The 20,308-nt window shown below is 66.1% G+C and carries 18 protein-coding genes; 4 read left to right on the forward strand and 14 right to left on the reverse strand.

What is annotated here, in order from left to right:
• Window position 1 precedes the first annotated feature (1 nt).
• From H7F35_RS25165 to H7F35_RS25200, 8 genes are all read right to left on the reverse strand, one after another.
• Window positions 2-2,404 (reverse strand): acylase, encoded by a 2,403-nt coding sequence (locus H7F35_RS25165; RefSeq protein WP_187109282.1) that lies wholly within the window; start codon window positions 2,402-2,404, stop codon window positions 2-4.
• Window positions 2,405-2,494: 90 nt separating this feature from the next.
• A complete protein-coding gene (locus H7F35_RS25170; protein ID WP_187109283.1) occupies window positions 2,495-3,070 on the reverse strand; it encodes a glutathione S-transferase family protein in 576 nt (191 codons plus the stop codon).
• A gap of 42 nt (window positions 3,071-3,112) precedes the next feature.
• On the reverse strand, window positions 3,113-3,751 hold the full coding sequence (locus tag H7F35_RS25175) for a CDP-alcohol phosphatidyltransferase family protein (protein WP_187109284.1): 639 nt from the start codon (window positions 3,749-3,751) through the stop codon (window positions 3,113-3,115).
• Between the two features lie 119 nt (window positions 3,752-3,870).
• Window positions 3,871-4,611 (reverse strand): glutamine amidotransferase, encoded by a 741-nt coding sequence (locus H7F35_RS25180; protein WP_187109285.1) that lies wholly within the window; start codon window positions 4,609-4,611, stop codon window positions 3,871-3,873.
• 58 nt (window positions 4,612-4,669) lie between these two features.
• Entirely contained in the window at window positions 4,670-5,446 is a 777-nt protein-coding gene (locus H7F35_RS25185) for a DeoR/GlpR family DNA-binding transcription regulator (RefSeq protein WP_187109286.1), read from the reverse strand.
• Window positions 5,447-5,590: 144 nt separating this feature from the next.
• On the reverse strand, window positions 5,591-7,846 hold the full coding sequence (locus H7F35_RS25190; protein WP_187109287.1) for a phosphocholine-specific phospholipase C: 2,256 nt from the start codon (window positions 7,844-7,846) through the stop codon (window positions 5,591-5,593).
• Window positions 7,847-7,880: 34 nt separating this feature from the next.
• On the reverse strand, window positions 7,881-8,057 hold the full coding sequence (locus H7F35_RS25195) for a hypothetical protein (protein ID WP_187109288.1): 177 nt from the start codon (window positions 8,055-8,057) through the stop codon (window positions 7,881-7,883).
• 45 nt (window positions 8,058-8,102) lie between these two features.
• Entirely contained in the window at window positions 8,103-10,199 is a 2,097-nt protein-coding gene (locus tag H7F35_RS25200) for a LamG-like jellyroll fold domain-containing protein (protein WP_261803338.1), read from the reverse strand.
• Window positions 10,200-10,584: 385 nt separating this feature from the next.
• Between H7F35_RS25200 and bla the strand changes: the two genes are divergently transcribed.
• A complete protein-coding gene (bla, locus tag H7F35_RS25205) occupies window positions 10,585-11,475 on the forward strand; it encodes a class A beta-lactamase (protein WP_187109289.1) in 891 nt (296 codons plus the stop codon).
• 225 nt (window positions 11,476-11,700) lie between these two features.
• The gene (locus H7F35_RS25210) at window positions 11,701-12,198 is read left to right on the forward strand and encodes a DUF4337 domain-containing protein (protein ID WP_261803339.1); all 498 of its coding nucleotides are present in this window, start codon (window positions 11,701-11,703) and stop codon (window positions 12,196-12,198) included.
• A gap of 48 nt (window positions 12,199-12,246) precedes the next feature.
• On the opposite strand, the gene trhA is transcribed toward H7F35_RS25210, so the two are convergent.
• The 3 genes from trhA to H7F35_RS25225 all read right to left on the reverse strand — a co-directional run bounded on the left by trhA (window position 12,247) and on the right by H7F35_RS25225 (window position 15,205).
• A complete protein-coding gene (gene trhA / locus H7F35_RS25215) occupies window positions 12,247-12,870 on the reverse strand; it encodes a PAQR family membrane homeostasis protein TrhA (protein ID WP_187109291.1) in 624 nt (207 codons plus the stop codon).
• A 28-nt stretch (window positions 12,871-12,898) separates the two neighbouring features.
• Complete coding sequence (locus tag H7F35_RS25220) at window positions 12,899-14,338, reverse strand: glycerophosphodiester phosphodiesterase family protein (RefSeq protein WP_187109292.1); 1,440 nt, start codon at window positions 14,336-14,338, stop codon at window positions 12,899-12,901.
• Between the two features lie 105 nt (window positions 14,339-14,443).
• Entirely contained in the window at window positions 14,444-15,205 is a 762-nt protein-coding gene (locus H7F35_RS25225) for a class I SAM-dependent methyltransferase (protein ID WP_187109293.1), read from the reverse strand.
• A gap of 100 nt (window positions 15,206-15,305) precedes the next feature.
• Here H7F35_RS25225 and H7F35_RS25230 point away from each other — a divergent pair, with 100 nt between their 5' ends.
• Together H7F35_RS25230 and H7F35_RS25235 are read left to right on the forward strand one after the other, a co-directional pair.
• On the forward strand, window positions 15,306-15,557 hold the full coding sequence (locus H7F35_RS25230) for a hypothetical protein (protein ID WP_187109294.1): 252 nt from the start codon (window positions 15,306-15,308) through the stop codon (window positions 15,555-15,557).
• 170 nt (window positions 15,558-15,727) lie between these two features.
• On the forward strand, window positions 15,728-16,723 hold the full coding sequence (locus tag H7F35_RS25235) for a sialic acid TRAP transporter substrate-binding protein SiaP (protein WP_187109295.1): 996 nt from the start codon (window positions 15,728-15,730) through the stop codon (window positions 16,721-16,723).
• A gap of 332 nt (window positions 16,724-17,055) precedes the next feature.
• Here H7F35_RS25235 and H7F35_RS25240 read toward each other — a convergent pair whose 3' ends face one another.
• Genes H7F35_RS25240 through H7F35_RS25250 form a run of 3 tightly spaced genes read right to left on the reverse strand, consistent with a single transcriptional unit; the run spans window position 17,056 to window position 20,304 of the window.
• Window positions 17,056-17,934, reverse strand: coding sequence for a sugar phosphate isomerase/epimerase family protein (locus H7F35_RS25240; protein ID WP_187114404.1), 879 nt, complete (start codon window positions 17,932-17,934; stop codon window positions 17,056-17,058).
• A gap of 8 nt (window positions 17,935-17,942) precedes the next feature.
• Complete coding sequence (locus tag H7F35_RS25245) at window positions 17,943-19,130, reverse strand: dihydrodipicolinate synthase family protein (protein ID WP_187109296.1); 1,188 nt, start codon at window positions 19,128-19,130, stop codon at window positions 17,943-17,945.
• Between the two features lie 10 nt (window positions 19,131-19,140).
• Window positions 19,141-20,304, reverse strand: coding sequence for a Gfo/Idh/MocA family protein (locus H7F35_RS25250; protein ID WP_187109297.1), 1,164 nt, complete (start codon window positions 20,302-20,304; stop codon window positions 19,141-19,143).
• Between the last annotated feature and the right edge of the window lie 4 nt (window positions 20,305-20,308).

The following is a 20,308-nucleotide window of genomic DNA, read 5'->3' on the forward strand; positions in this document are numbered from 1 at the left end:
TTCAGTATGCAAGCTGCAGCGGCGTGCCTTCGCGCTGTGCCTGCACATCGGCCGGATGGAACGGCAGCGGATGCCACTGCTTGGCTGCGAACAGCGGCAACTGGTCGTAGGCGCGGGGCGATGAAAGATCGCTGCTCTGGCCGTAGGTCAGCAGGCCTTGCGCCACCGGGCCGCGCGCGTCGAAGGTCACGACCTGCATGTAGCTGCTGCCGTAGTTGACGTTGTAGCCCTTGGGGTCGATGAGCGACTGGCCTTGCGATTCGAGCTTGTTGAGCACGCCCTCGAACTCGTCGCCGCCATGCAGCGCGATCTTCTGGCCGCGCACCATGCGCGACTGCGGCACGCCCAGCGGCACATCGGCCGCAAAGCCGGCCGTGCGGACCACGCCGACCGCATCGCCAAGTGCCTTGAACACCGTGTCGCGCGTAGCTGGCGTGGCCATGTCGAGGCCAGCGGGCGTTGCCACAGGTTGTGCGGGATCGAAGGGCACGCGCCAGACCTTCGGCACATCCTTCGTCTTGCGCCAGAACTCGCGGAACAGGGCCGCGCCCTTCGAGTCGGCATTGCTGGTGCGGTCCCAGGCCGACAGCACGCGGCAGCCCAGGGCCTGATCGGCATTCAGCGCACTGCCACCGGCCTTGCAGGCGGCCTGCAGGTCGTCCATCACCAGCATGCCGGCGAGGTTCTTGTCGCGAAAGATCACGCTGCGCAGCTCGGCCGCGCCCATGCGGTTGCCGGGCAGGCCGTCGCTGCCCGCCAGGCGCCCCCGGATTTCCATGATCGCGCTGCGTGTGCGCAGCCGCTGCGGCACGCCGACCGGGCCGACCAGCGGAGAGATGCCCGCCATCGGCGCCGTCTCGGGGTTGCTGAGCCAGAAGCTGTCGTTGCTGTTCTGCACGTAGTCCGGCGTGATGACGACCGGCATGCGGGCCGGCGCGATGAGGCCGGGCGCGGTGGCCGTGCTGTCGCGCTTCCATGCGCAGGCGCTGCGCGAGCCGTCGAGCACCGGCAGGCCGGCCGCGTTGAGCAGCGCCGCCGCGGCGGGCGAGGGCGCGCAGGCCTTGAGCATGTCGGCCGACACATCCGGCACCACCGACAGGTCGGCGTACATCGCATTGCCGTCGCGGTCGGCCGCGATGGTGTTGATCCACGGCATGCCCTGGTTGCCCATGGCGGTGCGCAGTTCACCCACGTTGCGGGCCAGCGCCATCTTCATCCAGCTTTCGGCCGAGCGCATGTTGAGCGTGTTGGCATCGCGGATTGCGTAGGCTTTCTGCGCGGTCCAGCCGAGGCCGGCGCGCGGCAGGGAAATGACGGGACCCCAGTCGGTCGAATAGAAGGTGTGCTGTACCGGTGCCCCACCGCCCGTGGCCGCGGCCGGCAGCACGACGGTGCGTGCCACCATCTTCTTCGGCTGGCCGTCGACCCAGTACACGGTGGGGTCGTTCGGATCGAGCTTCAGCTCGTACAGCGTGAAGCGTTTGCCGGTCGACACGGTGTGCGTCCAGGCCACGTCCTTGTTGAAGCCGATCGCCACCACCGGGCTCAGGCCGCCGGTGGCACCCATCACGTCGAGCTTGCCGGGAATGGTGAGGTGCATCTCCCAGAAGCGGTTGGTGCCGGTCCACGGAAAGTGCGGGTTGCCCAGCAGCAGTCCCTTGCCGTCGGGCGTGGCGTTGCGCCCGAACGCCCAGCCGTTCGAACCCAGTTCACCGCCTTCGGGGTTGGCATTGAAGCTGTGGCGCCCGATCTCGGCCACGGCTTCTTTCAGGTCGACCGGCGCCGCGCCGGTCTTCGTGCCCGGTGCGGGCGGCACGGCTGCCAGCACGGTGCCGGCCAGCGCACCCAGGCCGCCCTGGATCATCGAGTTCTCGGTGGCACGCGACAGGTCGGCCGTGGTCATCGGGCGCACCCACGGTTTGCCGCGGCATTCGGCGGGCAGGCCGTTGGGGCCGGCGTCCTGCAAGTAGCGGTTGTAGCCCGCCACGTAGCCGCGCAGCGCGGCCTGCACGTCGGGGCTGGTGGTGGCCCCGGCACGCGCCAGCGCGGCATCGTCCATGTGATAGCGGATGAACAGGTCGATCTGCGCGTTGGGCATGCGGCCCAGGCCCAGGTCGCCCATGTTCTGTGCGCCGAGGAACTGCGAACGCTCGCCGCGCAGCGTCAGCAGGTGCTCGGCGGTCTGGCAGATGTTGTCTTGCGCCTGCGCGTAGGCGGTGCCGTAGGCCAGGCCTTCGTAGTCGGGCGCCGTGATGTGCGCGATGCCGAAGGTGGTGCGCTCGATGGTCACGCTGCGCGTGCCGGGCGGCGGCGTGCTGGCGCAGCCGGCGAGCAGGGCGACCAGGCCCAGGGACAGGGCCGTCAACGAAAACCGGGCGTGCGAGGTGTTGTTCTTCGATGTCATGGTGCGGGCATGGGTTGAAAAGACAGGAAGCCGATTAAAAGGCGTGCCCGCCACCGCGCAGTGTCGCCAGCGCGGCACGCCGCGCGGTTTTCAGCCGAACTTCATGCCCTTGGGCCGGGCCTGCAGGCGATTGATGTAGGCATCGATCTTCGGGCGGTTCGAGCGGCCGCCGAAGGCGCGGTGCCAGATGAACATCGAGCCGATCATCACGTCGGCCGCGGTGAATTGCGTGCCGAACAGGTAGGGGCCGTAGCGCAGTTCGCGCTCGACCGCGTCCTTGGCCTGCTCGAAGTTGGTCCAGCCGCGAGCGCTGTTGTTGCTGCGGATCTTCAGCAGGCTGTCGCCCATTGCGGGTTCGAGCTGCGAGGTCGAATAGACCATCAGCGACAGATAGCGGCCGCGATGGGGCGAACCGATGGAGGGCGCAAGCTGCTTCTGGGGAAACTTCTCGGCAACGTACATGCAGATGGCCGCGTTCTCGAAGACGCGCGTGTTGCCGTCGACCAGCGCCGGCACCTTGCCGGCCGGGTTGATCTTCAGGAACTCGGGGCTCTTGTGCGCCTTGTCCTTCAGGAGCGTGGGCACGATCTCATAGTCGGCGCCTGCTTCGTCGAGCATCCATTTGGCGACCTGCGAGCGGCTTTGCGGATCGAAATACAGCTTCATGGCGTTGTCTCCTTCTTGTTCGTCAGCGTGGGTGGACGTGGATCAGAACTTGGGAATGCGCAGGGTCTTGCTGATCATCAGCGTGCCCGAGAGCGCGAACAGCAGCACCAGCGGATGCAACTGCCACGGGCCGATGGCCCAGGCGCCGCCCCACACGGTTTCGCCGATGCGACCCTGCCATGCCGCATACGCGAGCACGCCCACCAGCACCACGCTGGTCGGAATGGGCGTGCCTTCGAAATACTTCACCTTGTCGGCGCCTTCGGACAGCGCCTCGGCCGTGACGTTGTAGCGCGCGAGCCGGCTCACGCCGCAGCCCACGAAATAGATCAGCAGCACGCAGTCCCAGCCGCCATTGAGGCCGGCCGCGAAGGCCAGGGCGGCGGGTGCCACGCCGAACGAAATGATGTCGGCCAGCGAGTCCAGCTCACGCCCGAGTGCCGAATGCGTCTGGCGCCAGCGCGCGATGCGGCCGTCGAACACATCGAAGATGAAGGCGGCCGGCGCCAGGGCGGCCGCCCAGAGGAACTGCGCCAGCGAGTGGCTCGCCATGAAAGCCATGGCGAGGAACACGGCACCCACGCCGCAGGCCGCGTTGCCGAGCGTGAAAGCGTCGGCGAGGTGGAAGCCCCGGATCATCGAGAAATGCTTGCGGACCGGTGCGGAATCGGGAGAGTTCATAAGAAGGGATCTGGGTCGTCTGGGCGTCGGTGCCCGGGAAATGCCCAGCACCTTAACTCAGGCGCCGGGCATATTTTGTAGTCGTGGTCCTATACCGAAATTCCGGGAAAGCGCGGGTGTCAGACGCTCTGGCGCGCTTCGGCAATCCGGGCGAAGCGCCCGAGAAGTTGCGCGGCGCTGTCGGTGGCGACTACGCGCTCGCGCAGCGCGACGGGGTCGGCGCCCTCGGCCTTCAGGTCGGTGGCCAGCATGTCGATGTAGCCGCGCATCGCATCGGCATCGAACTCGGGATGGAACTGCACGCCCCAGGCGCGCTCGCCGATGCGAAAGGCTTGCACCGGCTCGTGGTCGCTGCCAGCCAGCTGCACTGCACCTTCGGGCAGGCGCAGCGCGCTCTGCCAATGCACCACGTTGGCCGGGAACTGCGCCGGCAGGCCGCGCAGCAGCGGATCGGTGGCGGCGGCTTCATTCAGCGTGACGGTGACCGTGCCGACCTCCGCACCCTGCGGGTGGTTGGCCGCCTCGCCACCGAGCGCATGCGCGAGCAACTGATGCCCGTAGCAGATACCGAGTACCGGCGTGCCATGCGCCACGAGTTGCGCGAGCCATGCGGCCGTTGTTTCGCTCCAGGGTTCGCGGTGCGACACCATTGCATGCGAACCGGTGATGACCGCGCCGGACACGGCGTCGGGCGCGGGCAGGGCGTCGCCCCGGCGCGGATCGACCACCAGGATCGGCAGCGTCTGCGAGTCCAGGCCGTCGGCGATCCAGTTCTCGAAGTCGCCGCGTTCTGCGCGAAGGGCCGCGAAGGTGTCTCCGAGCTTGACGATGACGAGCGGAAGTGGGTACTTGTTGTCCATGCCCGGGATCATGCCGCAGGTGGGGCAGCGACCTCGCGCGTGGTGTCGCCCCGGCCCCTCAGGCAATGATCAACTTGCTGCACGCCTTGCGCAGCGCCGGCAGGCCGGGCAGCTCGCGCGACTTGGCGTCGGTGACCACCACGTCGATGTCGGCCGTGCGCATGTAGGTCACGCGGCTGGCCTGGCCGATCTTTGCGTGGTCGGCCACGATGACCACCTGCTGCGCCTGCTCGGCCATGGCGCGCGCGACCGCGGCCTCAGGGTGCTCGAAGCTCATCGCGCCGTACTTGGCATGCAGGCCCACCGGCGACAGCAGGGCCACGTCGGCGCGGTAGCGGCGGATTTTTTCGACCGTGATGTCGCCGAGCGTGGCTTGTGTCTTCACGTCGATCTCGCCACCCAGCAGGATGGTCCGGTTACCCGTCAGGCGCCCCTCGCTGGCGCCCGCGAGCTTGAGCGCGATGCTCAGCGAATTGGTGATGACCGTCATGCCACTGAGCGTGGCGATCTCTTCCGCGAGGATCGACGTGGTGCTGCCTGCATCGAGGAATACCGTCTGCCCTGGCTGCAGCAGCGCAATGGCTGCCTTGGCGATGGCGCGCTTCTCCCGCTGTCGCGCCACCAGCCGCACGGCCAGCGGGGGTTCAGGCTCCGCGCTGGTCGCGATGGCGCCGCCGTGCACACGGCGCAGTTCGCCCAGGCCTTCGAGTTCGAGCAGGTCGCGCCGCACGGTCTCGCGCGATACCGCCAGGTCTTGCACGATGCGGTCGACGCTCAGGCGCGAGAAAGTGGCGAGCAGGCTGCGGATGCGCAGGAATCGTTCTTCTTGGAGCATGAGGATGCTGGCGTGTGAAAGAGAACAGGGCGGCGTCAGTGTGACAGCCGCCCCGGTCTGCATTGATTTGAGAAAAAAGGCGCAAGACTTGCGCCATTGTGCCGACCGACACACCGCCGCGGCGGTGTGTCGGATTGCCGATGCTCAGAGATCAGCGAGGCCCATGGCCGGATCGCTCACCGAGTGCTTGCCGGTTTCCACGCGGCCGGCGAAGCGGCGGCGGAAACTGGAGTCGGTGTCGCTGCGGACCTCGAAGTCGTACCAGTGGCCGCTGTTCTCGAGCGTCCACAACTGCTCGGCCTTCGCCCCGCCGTTGACCGTGGCGCCCCAAGGGCCGTCGTTGCGGTAGGCCTTGGCGCGTACCGTGAAAGTGCAGGCGTTGGTGCCGCTGTTGAGCATTTCGAGGTAGACGTTGCCGTTGGCGATGTCGTAGCACACACGCACTTCGGGGTTGGCGGCGTTGCTTGCGCGCAGCGTGTCGAGGTTGCCCTTGAAATGGCGGTGAAATCCGTTGGGCCCGAGCACCCACAGGTCGTACGAGTTGCCCGCGCTGTCGGCGGTGCCGCTCCAGGTGTCGTCCAGCGTCTTGCCCGGCTCGACCATGTAGCGGCGCGGCAGGCGGTCGAGGTTGAGCTTGTCGTAGACATGGAACACGGCGGCAGCCTTGCCGGTGTTCGCGAAGATCAGGCGCATCTGGCCGTTGATCGCATCACTGCGACAGCTCACGTGCAACTCGTAAGGCAGTGCGCGGGAGGGGCGCGTGCCGACGGCCTGCTGAGGTAATGTGGCGTTGGCCGGGGGCACGATCTGGGGTCTTTTCGTCGTGCCGTCCGGCATGAACTCCTGGCTCTTTTTCAGTGCGTTGGCATCGTCCTGCGTGCGCCTTCCCGGCAGAACGGGCAAGGCATCGTTGTTGGGCGTGGCGAAGTTGAATGCGCTCATGAGGTCGCCGCACACCGCCCGGCGAAATGGCGAGATGTTCGTCTCCTTGACTCCGAAGCAGACTTCAAGAAAACGCAGCACCGAGGTGTGGTCGAACACCTGGGAGTTGACCCAGCCGCCACGGCTCCATGGCGATATGACATACATCGGCACGCGCGGGCCGGGGCCGTAGACGCGGCCGTCATTGGGTGCAGTGGTGCTACCCACCAGCGGATAGGTGTGCCGTTCAAGGGCGATGGCGCTGTCGGGCAGCGTGGTCTTGCCTGCGGGCGTTCCGTCCGGGTTGAGCGACGGCGCGGAGGGCGAGGGCATGTGGTCGAAGTAGCCGTCGTTCTCGTCGAAATTGACGATCAGCACGGTCTTGCTCCACACGTCGGGTGATGCAGTGAGCGCGTCAAGCACCTGCTGCGTGTACCAGCCACCTTGTACGGGGCTCGAACCGCTGGGGTGCTCGCAGTAATCGTAGGGTGCAACGATCCACGATACCTTCCGCAGCGTGCCGCCCTTCACGTCCTTGCGGAATGCATCGAGCAGACCGCCATCGGGCATGGTGTTGGCGATGCCCTTGTAGAGCGGGTTCTTCGCGTCGTCGCTGGCGGGATCGTAGGCGGGCACCGTCACGTCCTTGGGCGCGGGGTTGTCGCCGTCGTACAGCACCTTCTTGATGCCCGCGGCTTCGTTCGCCGCGCGGTACTGGCGAAAGCCGCAGAGCGGGTTGTCGGTGAAGTTGTCGGGCATGTTCTGGTAGACGATCCAGCTGACATTCGCCTCCTGCAGGCGTTCCGGATAGGTCTTCCAGTCGGGGCCGACGGCCGATGAGCCGATCAGGCTTTCCCACGTGTTGTCGATCGAGGCCACACCCGCCGGGCCATTGGCCGTCTCACCCGACGGGCCATTGGTGCCGGTCCAATGGAACATGCGGTTGGAGTTGGTGCCTGTGTGCATGCCGCAGTGGTAGCCGTCGCATACCGTGAAGGCATTGGCCAGTGCGTATTGGAAGGTGACTTCGGCTTCCTGGAAATAACCCATCGACGCGGTGTTCTTGAAGCGCGGCCATTGGTACATTCGGCCGCCGTCCCAGGCGTTTTGCGCGTCGCCCCAGCTGTGCGGCGTGCCGCTCACGCGCTGCGCGTTGCCTTTGGTCTGGTCCAGGTGATAGGGCAGCAGCGGCTTGCCGTTGACATCGCTCTGTTGCCAAACGTTCAGGCCCTTGGGCAGCGGAATGGTGAAGCGGTCACCGAATCCGCGCACGCCCATCAGCGTGCCGAAGTAGTGGTCGAACGAGCGGTTCTCCTGCATCAGGATCACGACGTGCTCGACGTCCTGGATGGTGCCGGTCTTGTTGTTGGCGGGAATGGCGAGTGCGCGGCGGATGCTCGGCGGAAAGGCCGAGAGGGCGAGGGCGGCAGCGCCTGTCGTGGCGGTGCCGGTGAGGAACTTGCGACGTGAATTCGTCATGGGTTGGTTCTTCTGGTGGGGCATGGTGCGGGGCTCAGGGTGCGCAGCTCTTCACGGGGGCCGTGCCGGTGTCGGGTGGTGCTGGCGTGGCAGGGGGCGTCGGTATGCCGCCGACGAAACTGCCACTACTTCCGCCGCCGCAGGCGGACAGGGCGCAGGCCAGAACGATCGCGGGCGCAAGGCGCACGCAGAGAAGGGGGCGAATTTGCATGGTTTGAATCCTCTGGAGTCGTCGTTGTCTTGGGGGCTGGGGTGATCAGGGAAACAGGAGCGTCAACAGCGGCTGGCCCGACTTGAAGATGCTGGTCAGCTCGTCGTTCGTGAGTGCGCGGTTCCAGATCGCGAAGTCGTTGAAGTCCATGGCACCGCGCGGCGAGGTGGTTTCGCGTTGGTAGTAGAGGCCGGTGCCGTCCTCGTTCAGGCCCAGGCCGTTGCCCAGGCCGCCGAGCTTGTCGACCAGCGCGCTCGTGATGGCGGTACTGTTGGCCTGGATGCCGTTGACGGGGTCCAGCACGTAGCCCTTCATCGTGAGCGCGGTCTTGTCGATCACCACCGCCACGTAGGCCCACTGGCCCGCGCTCAGGCTGTAGCCGTTGCTGTCGGCGCGCGCACTGCCCGTCCCCACGTTGAAGCGGATCTCGCAGCTGCCGAACAGGCCGATGGCCAAGCCAGCGTTGCCGCCGGAGGTGTAGTTCTTGTTGCCGATCACCGTTGCGCCGTTGCTCACGCCCTGGCTGCAGGTGTTGTCGGTGCGCATCCAGAAGCCGATGGTGAAGGTCGTGACGGCGGGGTTGGTGGTGACGTCGTTGTTCTGTACCAGGCGGTAGCCGGCCATGCCGCTGGCGTTCTTCACGGTGCTGTCGACGCGCAGCGCCTTGACCTTGTAGGGGGGCTTGAAGCCATCGTCGACCACCGTGCCGCCATTGGCGTCGGCCGCCCACGGTGCAAGCGTGGATGCGTTCTTCGCATCGACGCCGGGCAGTGTGTCGAGTGGGTAGTAGTTGAGCAGCCCGTTCTTCAACGTGGCCGCGAGCGGCACCGGCAACTCTGGCGCCGGCGGCTTGACATAGGCGATCTGCGCGGTGAGCGCCACGCTGGTTTCGCCGGCGACGACCGTGTACAGGTAGGTATAGATCCCGTCGCTCGCGGCGACGATGGGGTCGGTGTGGGCGGCTGTGCCGGCCGGCAGCGTGGCCACCAGCTTGCCGTCGCGCAACACCAGCGCAGGTGCGGTCGTGGCACCCGTGAGCGTCCACGACAGCTCGATGCTGCCCTTGTCCGCGCCCGTCTTGGCCGAGAGACCGCGCAGCGACGTGGCGGCCTGCAGGGCCTGGCCGTTGAAACGGTAGTCAGCGGCCGCGGGCAGCGCGCCCAGGTGGCGCAGCACGGTCGGCGCGATGTCCGTGGCCGCGGCGAGCTGGAGCAGCGAGTTGTCGGCCGGCGCCGCCAAGCCTGCGCCCGGCAATCCCGCGAGAGTCTTGTTGCTCGCGATGAAGATGGTCTTGCCGTCGATGGTCTGCAGGCCGGTGCTGCCACCGAAAGCATCGAGGCCGTGCCCCGTAGTGACGATCACGAGCCAGTCTTCCTTCGCATCGTTGGCTGTGCGTTGGGCGATGCGTGCCAGCAACTGGCCGACTGCGGCCGACGTGTCGGTGACAGCGCGTTGGTACGCGTCGCTCTTGAGGCCGCTGGCTGTCGCCGCGATGGCCGGCGCGCCGTATTGCGCCACGATCAGGTCCTGGCCGGAGTCAATGAGCTGCGACGTGCGCTCTGTGACACAGGCGTCCGATCCCGCGCAATCGACGGCCGCATCGACGGTGCCGGGTTCGTTGCCCAGAAGGCTGGAATAGCGGGGATTGGCCGTGACGGCCGCTGTCTTGTAGCCCGCCGCCGTGTTCTGCTTGGCGATGGCGAAGATCGATGGTGCGACCTTGGCGTCGATGCGCTGATCGCTGGTGTCCCATCGCACCCCATGGCGCTGGACCCAGGAGCCCGTCAACAGCGTTGCCGATCCCGGGTTGTCGCTGGTGCGCTGTTCGCTGATCGTGCCGTTCGCTCCGCCGGTCCAGGCGGGAGCGATCTGGAATGCTTGCAGTGCCGTCGCCTTCTTCTGCGCGATGGCATCGCGAAGTGCTGCGTGCGTGAGTCCATCGACCTCCACCACGAGGGCCTTGGGGCCGCTCTTTCCCTGATTGACGGTGGGTGCGGAATTGCCAGTGCCACCCGTCGGCGGTACGCCTCCGGGCGGAAAGTAAGGGCCGTTGCCGCCACCGCCTCCGCAGGCGGAAAGCGCCAGCAGGACGGCCACGCTTCCCCCCGCAAAACCGCAGCGCGCGGTCATTCCTCTGATCATGTTTTCTCCCGAAGAAATTGAAATGCGCACCCATGCGGCTGCGCCGAAAGACTCTGTGTATCTATTTGTGTTTGTGCATATGCAAGCTATTTGCAAAAAAAAGCACAAATACCTTTAATGCCTCAGATCTTGCGTTCCTCAGGTGACAGCGTTTTGACAAGCGTGTGTCGACATTGCAAGCTGATTGCGATGCGTTGACGGAGCGGGCCGAGCCCGGGTGGTGCATTCGCACAAGCTGCGTGCGTGCTGTCGCCCAGTGGCGCGAGCCGCGCCGTTACAGGGGATACACCCGGGACGCACAGCGCCCGCGGGTTGCTGGAACATCGAAGGTCGCACTTCTACGATGCGCTTCGCTTCATCCATCCGACCCAAGAAAGAAAAACGAATGAACTCCCTCGTCCAGCGCCGCACCCTGTTGCTCGCCGCTTCCGTGCTGCCCCTCGCGAGTGCCTGCACTGCGTGGTCGCAGAACGGCCCGCAGTCATCCGCCGAGGCGCAACTTGCCGCGCTCGAAAGCGCCTCGGGCGGTCGCCTCGGCGTGGTGGCCTTCAACACCGCCAGCGGTGCGCGCGTGCAGCACCGGTCGCACGAGCGCTTTCCGTTCTGCAGCACCTTCAAGTTGATGCTGTCCGCCGCCATCCTCGAGCGCAGTGCGAAGGACGACAGCCTGCTCACGCGCCGCGTGAACTACAGCAAGGGCGACCTCATCAGCTACTCGCCGATCACCGAGAAGAACCTCGCCACCGGCATGACGGTGGCCGCGCTGTGTGCTGCCACTGTCCAGTACAGCGACAACGCCGCAGCCAATCTGCTGCTGAAGATTCTGGGCGGTCCGCCTGCATTGACGGCGTTTGCGCGCAGCATCGGCGACCTGACCTTCAGGCTCGATCGTTGGGAGACCGAACTCAACACCGCCATCCCCGGTGACCTGCGCGACACCACCACGCCGGCGGCCATGGCCGACAGCGTGCAGCGGCTGGCATTGGGCGATGCATTGGGTGCAGCGCAGCGCGAGCAGCTCAAGACCTGGCTGTTGGGCAACACCACCAGCACGGAACGCTTCCTGGCCGGCGTGCCCGCGGGCTGGAAGGTGGGCGACAAGACCGGGTCTGGCGACTACGGCACCACGAACGACATCGGCGTGCTGTGGCAGCCTGCCGGTGCCGCGCCGCTGGTGGTCGCGGTCTACCTGACATTCCCGGAGAAGGACGCGAAGGGGCGCAACGACGTCGTTGCGTCAGCCACGCGCATCGTGGTCGCGGCGCTGGCGGGCTGAGGTCGTTTCGGCCGGGGCGAGCCGGTGGTCGACAAGTTGGCGGCGGCAGTCACAGGGCCGACTGCCGGACCGGGCATACTCGCGCGCGCTCTTCCCCGCGATTTCAACAAGGACTCCATGTCAGGACACGGCTTTCACGTGCACGGCCCGCACGACCACGAACTTGAACACGCCGCATCCGGCGGCCACGGCGACAAAACGGAGACACATGCCGGCGGCATGAGCATGACAAGCAAGATCGCGGTGTGCACCGCGGTGATCGCCACCGTCGGCGCGATCTTTTCGTACATGGGCGGCGCCACGCAGGCGAATGCCGGGATCTACAAGAACAACGCCGCGATCAAGAAGACCGAAGCGTCGAACCAGTGGAATTACTTCCAGTCGAAGAGCACCAAGCAGGCGCTGGCCGAGTTCGCGCGCGACACGTCGAGCGACGAGCGCAGGCAGGGCTGGCAGGACAAGGTGGCGCGCTACGAACAGGAGAAGACCGAGATCCAGGCCGCAGCCAGAAAGCTGGAGGGCGAGTCGAGCCGGTGGGATTCGCAGTCGGATGAACAGATGCACCAGCACCATCGCTGGGCCCAGGCCACCACTGTCCTTCAGGTGTCGATCGCGCTTGCCGCCATTGCCCTGCTGACGAAGAAGAAGTGGCTGGAGCGGGCCATGTTCGGCGTGGCGGTTGCGGGTCTGGCGGTGGGCGTGCTGGCGGCGTTTCACGTCTAGCGCTGCGGCTGCGCCGACGAGGGGTCGACGCCTTTCAAGGCGCAGGCGCTACAGCACGAACAATCCCACAGCCACGTAGTGGCTCGCCGTCCCCGCCAGCACGAACAGGTGCCACGCACCATGCGCGTGCCTGAACCCCTGGCGGTTGCGATAGAAGACGGTGCCGGCGGTATAGAGCACGCCGCCGATCAGCAGCCACGCCAGCCCCGCGCCTTCGAGCCGCGCGGCCAGCGGCACGGCGGCCAGAACGCCGAGCCACCCCATGCCGATGTACAGCGGCAGCGAGGGCTTCTTCGGTGCGCTGTCCCTCGCCGGCGCCAGCTCGCGCCAGATGCCGAAGAGCGCCGCGCCCCAGATCGTGGCAAGCAACAGCCCGCCCCACAGGCCTTGCAGCGTGACCAGCGCAAAGGGCGTGTAGGTTCCGGCGATCAGCAGGTAGATCGCGCAATGGTCGGCCCGCTCCCACACGCGCTTGAGACGGCCGCGCGTGCTGTGGAAGAGGGTGGACGCCGCATACAGCACCACGGCGGAGAGTGAGAACACCAGCGCCCCAACGATGCGCGCGGGGTCACCGGTGGGCACGGTCTTCGCGAGCAGCAGCGCGGTCGCGGCCAGCGCGAGCAGCAGGCCCAGCAGGTGGCTGTATCCGTTGAGTCGTTCGCCTCGGTACATGGGGTGTGCTGCGTCGCTGCGTTTCGCGTCAGCGGCCCGTTTCCTTCAGGTAGGACTGGCGCGCCGCGAAGGCGGTGTTGGCGAAGTCCGAGAACACGCCGTCGATGCCCGCGCGGAAGTACAGGAGGTACTCGGCCGTCGGGTCGCCCTTGTACAGGCCCGCGAGGTACTTGGCTTCGTTGCGGAAGGTGTAGCTGTGCACGAACAGGCCGGCCTTGTGGGCGTCGGCGATCAGGCTCGTGGGCTTGACGGTGTTCACGTCGGCCAGGCCCTTGTTGCCGGCGACGAAGGGCTCGATGGTGTGTGCCATCACCTGCGGCTTCCACGGGCCGATGCCGTCGGCATAGGTCTTGACATCGGCCAGGCCGGCGGGCGTCAGCATCTCGCCGAAGAACTTCGGGTTGCCGGCCAGCGTCCAGCTATAGGGGCGGCCGTCGACAAAGGTGTAGTCGTCGGCGGTGACGTAGATCATCGCGCCGGTCTTGTAGTCGACGTCGTTGCCGTCGACCAGTTGCACAGCGCGCGCCTTCATGCCGGCCGAGCGCAGGTACTTCAGGCTCTCGGGCTCGAAGCTCTGCACGAAGATCGGCGCGTCCTTGCGGTTCAGGTCGTTGAAATTCATGATCTTGAGCAGCGCGTCTTCCAGCGGATGACTGCCCACCGGGCCGCAGCCGTTGGCAATGGCTTGTGCGTTGTTCCAGATCGGGTTCTTGGTCTCCGGGTACACGGTGAGCGTGCGGCCGGTGGAGGCGCTCTTGGCCTTGGCGATGTCGATGATTTCCTGGAAGCTCAGGATCGGCAGCTTGCCGTTGAGGTCGGTGGGACGCTGGTCCCTGGCGTCGTAGGTGGTGCCGGCAATCCACTGCTTGAGCTCGGCCATCGTGAAGTCGGTGATCGACCAGTCGTTGGTGTGGTCCTCGCCATCGACAACCAGCGACTTGAGCACGGACTTCGGATCGTTGGGGTCGGTCAGGTCGCTCTTGTATTGCGCCGGGCCGTTCTCGGGGACCGCCGGGTACTTCACGTTGACCAGCACGGGCGGCACAGTGCGCTTGCGGGCTGCGACAGCGTTGTTGGTCTTGGCAACCTCCGCGATGTTGGTGTTGTCGCTGAGCCAGGGGTTGTGGCGGGCGACGAGCACGCAGTCCTTGGTGAGGTGCAGATCGGTTTCGAGCGAATCCGCACCGGCATCGGCCGCGCCTTCGTAGGAGGCCCTGGTTTCTTCAGGGAACAGGCCCGGCAGGCCGCGATGGCCGATGACCAGTGGCATGGAGCCGTCGAGTGTGGCCAGCGGCGCCGGTTGCGCAGGAGGCGCGGGCGTTGGCGTTGGCGTGGGGGCGGGCGGAATGAACGGAAACGAGGCACCGCCGCCACCACCGCCGCAGGCAGCAATGGCGAGGCTGCCGCCCAGGGCCAGCACGGCAGCGCGCAGCGGTCGGAGCGCGGGCGCGCGAACGGTCTTTGTCATGGTGTTTTCGATTGTTTGAAGAGGTCCAAAGGCCGGCGGATGCTAGGTTTGGCCCGTGACGCCACGGTGACCGGCGGGCTGCCTGTGTGGCAGCCGTGTTGGATCTCAGCGCCCGGGCCGGGTGCCCACCAGCACAGGCTGGAAGAACGCGCCATCGATGCGCCTGACGTTTTCCAGCCCCGCCTCGCGCATGAGTTCGCACAGCCGCGCCGTCGACACCGCGTAGTACCTGGAGCGCATCACGCGCGTGCTCACCTCATGCGTCGAGAGATCTTCCGAAATGAAGAAGAAGCCTAGGTCATAGTGCTCGCCCACGAAATCCCAGACCTGGAACAGCACATGACGCATGCCGTTCTCGACCCGCGCGCCATAGTGCTTGACGAGGTTGGTGCCGCGCTCTTCCTTCGCATAGTCGCGCACGCTGACCAGGCAGCCGCCGCCAGGGCGCAGGCACGCGGTCATCTGGCGGAACGCGAGCAGCAGGTCTTCGTCGGTCTGCAGGTGCGGCATGGAGTTGTCGCAGGACATGACGATGTCGAAGCCGCTGCCGTGCTGCGCGTGGGCCTGGCGCATGTCGCACACGGCGAAGTCGATATCGAGGTCGCGAAGGCGTGCCTCGTGGCGGGCGCGTTCGATTTCCCGGGCCGACAGGTCGGAGGCCGTCACCGGATAGCCGAGCCCCGCCAGCGCCAAGGTCTGCGTGCCGATGCCGCACGAGACATCGAGCACCTTTCGGTGGCCCGGCCATTCGGTCTCGATGAGGTGCGAGAGGCTGGCTCCTTGTTGGCGGATGCTAGCGTTCCAGTCGGGGTAGATCAGGTGATAGAGCGGTGCGAGCTCGTCGTAGAAATCAGGCGAGGTTTTCATGGCTCAGGATGATGCCGCACCAGCTTGTTCCTGAAGTCGTCGCGGTGTGGGCAAGTCGGGTGCCACGGCGTTGCGAGCCCACTGACAATCCGGCGTCACCATGCCAAGAAAACTCATAGCCCCCTTGCTCGGTCTGGCCCTGTCCCTTTGCGCATCGGCCTTTTTCTTCTGGGCCTGGTACGCGCGCTACCTGCGCTGGGACTTCAACGAACTGGGTCGTCACTACGACGCCGAAAGCCAAGTCGTCTACACCGATGCCGGGTTCGTCTGGGTGTTTCCCGCTTGCGGCTTCCTGCTCGTGGCGCTGGTGATTGCAGTTCGCGCCCTTCGCCGGCATCGCGCCCACAGGTAACCCGGTCCGGAAGGCGCCAGGCAGCGCAAACCCGAGTCGGGCAAACCCGCTTCCAGCCTCTGTTGCATATCCTTACGATTCGCTCGCCGGGGTCGTCGCCCGGTGTCCGCCCCCGGCGATGGCGCTGATCTTGCAAGGGGCAGGGCTGTTCTCAACCCGAGGGAGAGTCCATGAAAAACATCTTGCCGTGGTGCCGAGTCGGAATCCTGTTGTTGCTGGCGGCGGGCAGTGCGATGGCCGTCCAGGCGCAGGTGCTGCAATTGAAGTGGGGCCATGTCTACGAGCCGACCAGCATCTTCCATCAGCAGGCGGAGCTGGCGGCTCGCAAGATCGCGGAGCAGTCCGACGGCAAGATCAAGATCGAGGTGGTGGCGTCCTCCAAGTTGGGGCAGGAGGCCGACTATCCGCTGATGCTGGCGAACGACTCGATGCAGATCGCCTACGTCGGCCAGGCCACGCTGGCCGAGGGCTATCCGCCGTTGAGCCTGGGAAGCTACCCCTTCGCCTTCAAGGACCTCGACCACATGCGCAAGTACCTCGCGAGTCCGCTGCTGGCGGACTTGATGAAGGGCTACAACGCGAAGAGCGGCAACCGGATGGTGGCTTCCGTGTACTACGGCGCCCGGCAGGTCACGTCGACCAGGCCGCTGCTGCGCCCCGAGGACTTTCGCGACCTGCGCCTGTACGTGCCCGATGCGTCGGCCTACCAGTTGTTCGCCACCGCGCTGGATGCCAAGCCGGTGACTTTGCCCTTCATGAATCTCTACAACGCGCTGAAGAAAGGCGAGGTCGAGGCGCAGGAAAACCCGTTGGGCACGGTCAAGGCGAAGAAGCTCTACGAAGTGCAGAAGTACGTGCAACTGACGGCCCACGTGTACGACACGCTGGGCATCGTGATCGGCAAGGCCGCGTGGGCCAAGCTGACGCCGCCGCAGCAGGCGATGGTGGAAAAGACGCTGGTGGAAACCGCGAAGTGGACCAACGTCGGCGTGATTGCGGGCGAGCTGGAAGATGAGCAGTTCCTGCGCGGCAAGGGCATGACGGTTTCGCCGGTCAACCGGCAGCTCTTTCTCGAGCGGATCGTCAAGCGCTCGACGCCGGAGCAATTGGGTGCGCGTCCGGGTGACTATGCGCGGCTGCAGGCGCTGGCGACGGGTGCTAATTAGGACGCGGTCGTTCTGTTCGTCGCGCTGTGTGTTTTGGGGCGCTGCTGCTGTTCAGGGCGTCGCTCACGCCGACACGGTGCTCTTTTTCGCGAATGTCTCCCGCTTCGCTCCTCCTTTATTTAGCGAAAAAGAGCCCCGTATCGACGTGAGCGCTCAGAGCGGTTGTTGATCGGCGATCACCAGCAGCGTGCCCCTGTGCGAATGACGCCGGGTGCTCCCCGCAGCGAAATAAAGGAGGAGCGAAGCGGGGGACATTCGCGGAGGGGAGCACCCGGTGTCATTCGCACGCACCCTGAATGCACCCACCCCCAACACATGCAACGACAACGGAACTAGACGGCCTGTTTGTGCCGCTCGATACACACGTCGAGCGTTTCGCTGCCAGCTCTCTGCCACCAGTCGAGATTCGAAAAGATCTCGACCTCGCTGAACCCCGCGAAGCCCGCTTCTTCAACCCAGCCGCGAATCTTCTTCAGCTCGACCACACCGTCGCCCATCATTCCGCGGTCGCTCAGCAGGTCGCGCGTGGGCGTGAGCCAGTCGCAGACGTGGTACGCCAGCAAACGCTCGCGCCCCGCGCGGGCAATCTGCTGCTGCAACTTCGGGTCCCACCAGACGTGATAGATGTCGAGCGCCACTCCCAGCATGCCGCTCTTGCCCGCGTCGAGTTCGTCGCAGATATCGAGCGCGTGTTCCAGCGTGTTGATGCAGGCGCGGTCGGCCGCCTGCATCGGGTGCAGGGGCTCGATGGCGAGCGGCATGCCCACTTCGCGTGCGTATTCGAGTGATGCGGCAATGCCGTCGCGTATCTCGCCGCGCGCGCGGGCGATGTCCTTGTAGGCGGCCTTGCCTTCGAGTGCGCCGGGCAGGGCGCCGACGACCAGCACGAGGCAGGGCGCGTCGAGCGTCTTCGCTTCGTCGATGGCGCGGCGGTTGTCGTCCAGCGCGGCCTTCAGGCCTGCTGCGTCGGCAGCGGGGAAGAAACCACCACGGCAGTAGCCCGAGAGGCCCATGCCATACGCCTTCAACTGCCTGGCCACTTCGTCCAGCCCGACGGCCGCCACCTGATCGCGCCAGGGGCTGATCGCACGGATGCCGCGCTCTGCGCACTGGTCGATGATGCGGTCCAGCGGCACCTCGGCGCCCAGTTGCTTGCGCACCGTGGCGGTGTTGATCGACAGCCAGTCGTGGTTCTGCGAGAAGTCGCGCATGCTGGCCATCAACCTTCCACGCCGTGCAGCGCGAGCATCGTCTTCATGCGCTGCACCGCCAGCTCCGGCTGCTCCAACAGGTTGGCCGCATCGGCCAGCCGGAACAGTTCGGCGAAGTGCTGCAGCGAGCGCGTGCTCTGCTGGCCGCCCACCATCGTGAAGTGCTTCTGGTGGCCGTTGAGCCAGGCCATGAACACCACGCCGGTCTTGTAGAAGCGCGTGGGCGACGCGAAGATGTGGCGCGACAGCGGCACCGTGGGGCCGAGGATCGCGTGGAACTTCTCGGTGTTGCCCTGGGCCAGTGCGCCCAATGCGGCGCTCGCTGCCGGCGCGATGGCGTCGAAGATGCCCAGCAGGGCGTCGCTCTTGCCGTGCATCGGTTCGCTGCCGAAGCCGTCGCCGGCAATCAGCTCGGCATAGTTGAAGTCGTCACCGGTGTACATGCGAACGCCACTTGGCAGCCGCCGGCGCATCGCGATTTCCTTGTCCTTGTCGAGCAGGGAGATCTTGATGCCATCGACCTTGTCGGGGTGCGCGGCGATGATGCCGAGCGCCGTGTCCATGGCCGCGTCGACATCCTTCGTGCCCCAGTAGCCTGCCAGCGCGGGGTCGAACATGTCGCCCAGCCAGTGCAGCACCACCGGCTGTTTCGCCTGGCTCAGGATGCGGTCGTATACGCGCTCGTAGTCGGCGGGGCTTTTCGCGACGCGAGCCAGTGCGCGGCTGGCCATCACGATCAGCTTGCCGCCCAGTGCCTCGATGGCGGCCATCTGCTCTTCGTAGCCGCGGATCACGTCGTCGACGCTCTTCACGTCGTCGATGTTCAAGTGATCGGTGCCGCAGCCCGAAGCCACCAGCGCGCCGGGCACGTCCTTTGCGGCATCGAGCGAGCGGCGGATCAGTTCGAGCGAGGTGGGCCAATCGAGGCCCATGCCGCGCTGTGCGGTGTCCATGGCTTCCGCCACGCCCAGGCCCAGCGAGAACAGGTGGCGGCGGTAGGCGATGGTGGTGTCCCAGTCGACCGCGCATTGCAGCCACGGGTCGATGACTGCGAGCGGATCGGCCACGACGTGCGCGGCCGAGTAGACGATGCGGTTGAACTTCACGCCCGCATCGGGCTTCGCTGGCGTGGTGCCGCGCAGCGCGTAAGGCGCGAGCGATCCGCTCGCGGTGGGGAGGGTCAGCGAAAGTGCCATGGCTTCTTCTTCAGACCTTCAGCACGGGCACGTCGACCCAGCGGCGGTCTTTCCACGATTCGAGCGCGGCCTCGACCAGTTGCACGCCCTTGGCGCCTTCGGGCAGTGTCCACTTGTAGGGCTCGTTCTCCACCACATGGCGAATGAAGTGCTCCCACTGAATCTTGAAGCCGTTGTCGTAGACCTGCGAGTCCGGAATCTCCTGCCACTGGTCGAAGAAATTCATCATCTGCTTTTCATCGGGGTTCCACACCGGGCGCGGCGTGGCCACGCGCGACTGGGCGCGGCAGCTCGACAGGCCCGCCACTGCGGAGCCATCGGTGCCATCGACGTGGAAGGTCACGAGGTCGTCGCGGCGCACGCGAGTGACCCAGCTCATGTTGATCTGTGCGATGACCGGTTCGCCGTTGTGGCCGGTCAGCTCGCAGGTGGCGTAGGCCGCGTCGTCGGCGGTGGCCTCGTAGGGCTTGCCGGCTTCGTCCCAGCGCTTGGGGATGTGCGTCGCGCCGATGCACGACACCGACTTCACTTCGCCGAACAGATTGTCCAGCACGTAGCGCCAGTGGCACATCATGTCCAGGATCATGCCGCCGCCGTCTTCCTTGCGGTAGTTCCAGCTCGGGCGCTGGATGGGCTGCAGGTCGCCCTCGAACACCCAATAGCCGAACTCCAGGCGCACGCTGAGCATGCGGCCGAAGAAGCCGGCGCGGCGCAGCATGTCGAGCTTGCGCAGGCCGGGCAGGAAGAGCTTGTCTTGCACGGCGCCGTGCTTCAGGCCGGAGCCTTCGGCCAGGCGCGCAACTTCGACGGCTTCATTGAGGTTGGTGGCGATCGGCTTCTCGCAGTACACGTGCTTGCCGGCGCGGATGGCCTTGGCCAGCAGCGTGGGGCGCATCTGCGTGGTGCCGGCGTCGAAGAAGATGGTGTCGTCCTTGTTCTCCAGTGCCTTGTCGAGATCGGTGCCCCAGCGCGCGATGTTGTGGGTCTTGGCAAGCGCTTCCATCTTCTCGGCGTTGCGGCCGATGAGGATCGGGTCGGGCATCACCTTGTCGCCGTTCGACAGCGTGACGCCGCCTTGCGCGCGAATGGCGCAGATCGAGCGGATCAGATGCTGGTTCATGCCCATGCGGCCGGTGACGCCGTGCATGATGATTCCTAGACGTTGGGTGGCCATCGTT

The organism is Variovorax sp. PAMC26660 (assembly GCF_014302995.1).
GTDB lineage: Bacteria > Pseudomonadota > Gammaproteobacteria > Burkholderiales > Burkholderiaceae_C > Variovorax.

Bases quoted from the DNA above. Each gene is read 5' to 3' on its own strand.
- H7F35_RS25165 (WP_187109282.1), bottom strand. From the start codon at position 2,404: ATGACATCGAAGAACAACACCTCGCACGCCCGGTTTTCGTTGACGGCC.
- H7F35_RS25170 (WP_187109283.1), bottom strand. From the start codon at position 3,070: ATGAAGCTGTATTTCGATCCGCAAAGCCGCTCGCAGGTCGCCAAATGG.
- H7F35_RS25175 (WP_187109284.1), bottom strand. From the start codon at position 3,751: ATGAACTCTCCCGATTCCGCACCGGTCCGCAAGCATTTCTCGATGATC.
- H7F35_RS25180 (WP_187109285.1), bottom strand. From the start codon at position 4,611: ATGGACAACAAGTACCCACTTCCGCTCGTCATCGTCAAGCTCGGAGAC.
- H7F35_RS25185 (WP_187109286.1), bottom strand. From the start codon at position 5,446: ATGCTCCAAGAAGAACGATTCCTGCGCATCCGCAGCCTGCTCGCCACT.
- H7F35_RS25190 (WP_187109287.1), bottom strand. From the start codon at position 7,846: ATGACGAATTCACGTCGCAAGTTCCTCACCGGCACCGCCACGACAGGC.
- H7F35_RS25195 (WP_187109288.1), bottom strand. From the start codon at position 8,057: ATGCAAATTCGCCCCCTTCTCTGCGTGCGCCTTGCGCCCGCGATCGTT.
- H7F35_RS25200 (WP_261803338.1), bottom strand. From the start codon at position 10,199: ATGATCAGAGGAATGACCGCGCGCTGCGGTTTTGCGGGGGGAAGCGTG.
- bla (WP_187109289.1), top strand. From the start codon at position 10,585: ATGAACTCCCTCGTCCAGCGCCGCACCCTGTTGCTCGCCGCTTCCGTG.
- H7F35_RS25210 (WP_261803339.1), top strand. From the start codon at position 11,701: ATGACAAGCAAGATCGCGGTGTGCACCGCGGTGATCGCCACCGTCGGC.
- trhA (WP_187109291.1), bottom strand. From the start codon at position 12,870: ATGTACCGAGGCGAACGACTCAACGGATACAGCCACCTGCTGGGCCTG.
- H7F35_RS25220 (WP_187109292.1), bottom strand. From the start codon at position 14,338: ATGACAAAGACCGTTCGCGCGCCCGCGCTCCGACCGCTGCGCGCTGCC.
- H7F35_RS25225 (WP_187109293.1), bottom strand. From the start codon at position 15,205: ATGAAAACCTCGCCTGATTTCTACGACGAGCTCGCACCGCTCTATCAC.
- H7F35_RS25230 (WP_187109294.1), top strand. From the start codon at position 15,306: ATGCCAAGAAAACTCATAGCCCCCTTGCTCGGTCTGGCCCTGTCCCTT.
- H7F35_RS25235 (WP_187109295.1), top strand. From the start codon at position 15,728: ATGAAAAACATCTTGCCGTGGTGCCGAGTCGGAATCCTGTTGTTGCTG.
- H7F35_RS25240 (WP_187114404.1), bottom strand. From the start codon at position 17,934: ATGCGCGACTTCTCGCAGAACCACGACTGGCTGTCGATCAACACCGCC.
- H7F35_RS25245 (WP_187109296.1), bottom strand. From the start codon at position 19,130: ATGGCACTTTCGCTGACCCTCCCCACCGCGAGCGGATCGCTCGCGCCT.
- H7F35_RS25250 (WP_187109297.1), bottom strand. From the start codon at position 20,304: ATGGCCACCCAACGTCTAGGAATCATCATGCACGGCGTCACCGGCCGC.